Annotated in this window: 3 protein-coding genes; all 3 read left to right on the forward strand. The window is 67.2% G+C overall.

The window, feature by feature from the left end; translation table 11 throughout:
- Window positions 1-115: 115 nt before the first annotated feature.
- On the forward strand, window positions 116-736 hold the full coding sequence (locus tag OXU43_07775) for a hypothetical protein (GenBank protein ID MDD9825052.1): 621 nt from the start codon (window positions 116-118) through the stop codon (window positions 734-736).
- A gap of 250 nt (window positions 737-986) precedes the next feature.
- Entirely contained in the window at window positions 987-2690 is a 1704-nt protein-coding gene (gene mutL / locus OXU43_07780; GenBank protein MDD9825053.1) for a DNA mismatch repair endonuclease MutL, read from the forward strand.
- A partial coding sequence (locus OXU43_07785) for a tRNA (adenosine(37)-N6)-dimethylallyltransferase MiaA (protein MDD9825054.1) occupies window positions 2680-2829 on the forward strand: 150 nt, incomplete at its 3' end. The genes mutL and OXU43_07785, both read left to right, overlap by 11 nt.

Genomic DNA, 2829 nt, shown 5'->3' on the forward strand with positions numbered 1-2829 from the left:
CGCCCTCGTCTTGCCGACTCCCCCTCAAGGGGGGAGTGATGCGCGGGAATAGCGGGGTGGGAATCTTTTCGCATTGTCCAGGCGCGCATTGGCGAAGGGATGCGGGAAATCTGGCATGAAGCCGTTTTTCCGATGCGTATTCCGTATTTTTTCCCGGGAATTCCGCGCCCTTCCCGCCGCCGATCCGGCGGCGCCCTTTCTTCGTTTTGCGATCTATGTCTGGGGCGCGATGTTCGTGATCGTCTATGCCATCCCTTTCGTGCTGGTCGAAATGGAGCTGGTTCCCAGGGGTTCAGGCCACTATCCGGCCTACCTTCCCGGGATTTTTCGCGCCGTGGGCGTGTGCGCGGGACTGGCTGCGCTGTTGCCGGTTTTTGGGGCCTTGCGCCATTGGCGTACAGAGAGTCCGTGCGCCCGCGCGCTGCGGGCCGTCGCGTTGCACCAGGCGGCCTGTCTGGTCTGTCTTGCGCCGATGGCCTTATTTATCCTGATAGCGGAGTTAGCAGGGTTGGAACTGTCGGGCTTGGCAGCCGAGCTCCCTGTCCTGGTGTTGTTTGCGCCGCAAATATTGCACTGGTATTCGTTCGGGATTTATTTTTTGCCCGGCTTGATTCTGATCGTCGCCGGTCACGTCGCCGGCTGCGGATCGTTGCCCGGCTGGCGCCTGCCGGCACTGGCCCTGTTCCTGGCCGTGGCGTCTTCGGCGCCGGTGATCGCCTGGTTTTTCTACTTCTAGCGGTCCCCGTTGCGATGACCGCCCGTTCGGGCTTTTCGGCCTTGCCGCCGGATGCGCCGCCAGATGCGCCCGGCGCGGGGCAAGGCGGGCGGGAACCGTTATAATCGCGGGATATGCGTTCCCCGGATTCCGTCCCGTCTCAGGGAAAGAACGGCCCCTGGAAAGTGAAGAGCCATGGGCATGTTCCGCAAATGGGCGTTGCCATGCCCGCGGGCGGCGATGGCTTGCGAACATGGCGGCCCGTGAAATAATGTCCGGCGCCGAAGCGCGTATCCGCCAGTTGCCGCCGCAACTGGCCAACCAGATCGCCGCCGGCGAAGTGATCGAGCGGCCCGCTTCGGTGGTCAAGGAACTTCTGGAGAACAGCCTCGATGCGGCGGCGCGGCGCCTGGAACTGCATATCGAGGCCGGCGGTTCGCGCCTGATCCGCATCTGCGACGATGGTCAGGGCATCCATGCCGAAGACCTGCCGCTCGCCCTCGAACGGCATGCGACCAGCAAGCTCCGCGACCCGGCCGATTTGGCGCGCATTGCCACCTTGGGTTTTCGCGGCGAGGCCCTGCCCAGCATCGCCGCCGTGGCGCGCCTGCGCCTGTGTTCCCGCCGCGCGGGCGGGGAACACGGCGCCGAGATCCGGGCGGCGGCGGGAGAGGTCGAGACGGTGCGCCCGGCCGCGCATCCCCGGGGGACCACGGTGGAAGTCCGCGATCTGTTCTTTAACGTCCCGGCCCGCCGCCGGTTCTTGCGTACCGATCGCACCGAATTTCTGCATGTGCAGGAAGTCGTCCGGCAGCTCGGCCTGAGCTGCAACGAGACCGAGATCCGGATGCGGCACAACGGCGAGGAAGTGCTGCGCATGGTCCCCGGCACCTTGGAACGGCGGGTCGAATCCCTGCTGGGCCGGCCCTTTCTGCGCCAGGCCCGGCGGCTGGGACTACAGGCCGGCGCCATGCGCCTGCACGGCTGGTTCGGCAACCCGGGTCAGGCGCGCAGCCAGGCGGACCGGCAGTATTTCTTCCTGAATGGCCGCGGCATTCGGGATCGCCGGATTGGCCATGCGTTGCGCGCCGCCTGCCAGGACCTGTTGCCCCGGGGCCGGTTCCCGGCATATGTGCTGTTTCTCGAGTTGGACCCGGAGTCCGCCGACATCAACGTGCACCCCAGCAAGCGGGAAGTGCGCCTGCGCGATGCCCGCAACGTATATGACTTCGTTAGCGTCGGCCTGCGCCGGGCGCTGACCGGCCGCGACGCCGCCTTGTTCCCCGCGCGCCCGCCGCCCGTCACGCCTCCGCCTACGCAACCCGAAGTGCGCGATGCCTTGCAGGCGGCCTGGCAACCGCATGCGCCGCCGCCCCTTGCATCGCCGCTCTCTGCATCGGCGCCCCCTGCATCGCCGTCCCTTGCATCGCCGCCGTCCCTGCCGTTGTCGCGGTTGGTGGCGGGCCGCTTCCTCGCCGTGGTCGGGGAGCGGGACCTGTTGCTGGTGGATCTGCCGCCCGCCCGCCGCGCGTTGCTGGCCTTGCTCGTGGAACGACACGGAGACCGGGCGTTGCCCCGCCAGCCGCTGCTATTGCCCTCTCGCCGTGCCGTTGCCGCCGCCGCGGCCGGCGCGTTGCAAAAGCGTCGGGGGGAATTGCTGGAACTCGGGTTGGAACTGGATTTTGAGGCCGACGGCACAGTCCTGTTGCGCAGTCTCCCGGTGCTGTTGGCCGGCGCGGACGCGGACCGGTTGTTGGCGGCACTGGCCGAATCCTTGCCCGAGCCGCCAGTGGCGCAGGAGGATTGCCGTACCGTTCTGCGGCAGTGGCTGATTGAGTGGGGCGCCGGGGCTTTGCCCGATTCCGCCGACCTGACCCGGCAACTCCTGGCCCTGTTGCCGGACCCGAAGCTGGCCGGATCCTGGCGGCGGCTGGATGTAGGGCAGCTGGCTTCCCTGTTGGCCAATGCCGACTGAGTCTCCTCTGCCGGTCGTATTTCTGATGGGGCCGACCGCCGCCGGCAAGACCCGTCTCGCGCTGGCCCTGTGTAAGCGCATGCCCTGCGAGATCATCAGTGTGGATTCCGCCATGGTGTATCGCGGCCTGGATATCGGC

This window comes from Gammaproteobacteria bacterium, from assembly GCA_028817255.1.
GTDB classification, from domain to species: Bacteria; Pseudomonadota; Gammaproteobacteria; order Porifericomitales; family Porifericomitaceae; genus Porifericomes; species Porifericomes azotivorans.

Excerpts from the sequence above, each read along its gene's own strand:
- mutL (MDD9825053.1), top strand. The coding sequence starts at position 987 with ATGTCCGGCGCCGAAGCGCGTATCCGCCAGTTGCCGCCGCAACTGGCC.
- OXU43_07775 (MDD9825052.1), top strand. The coding sequence starts at position 116 with ATGAAGCCGTTTTTCCGATGCGTATTCCGTATTTTTTCCCGGGAATTC.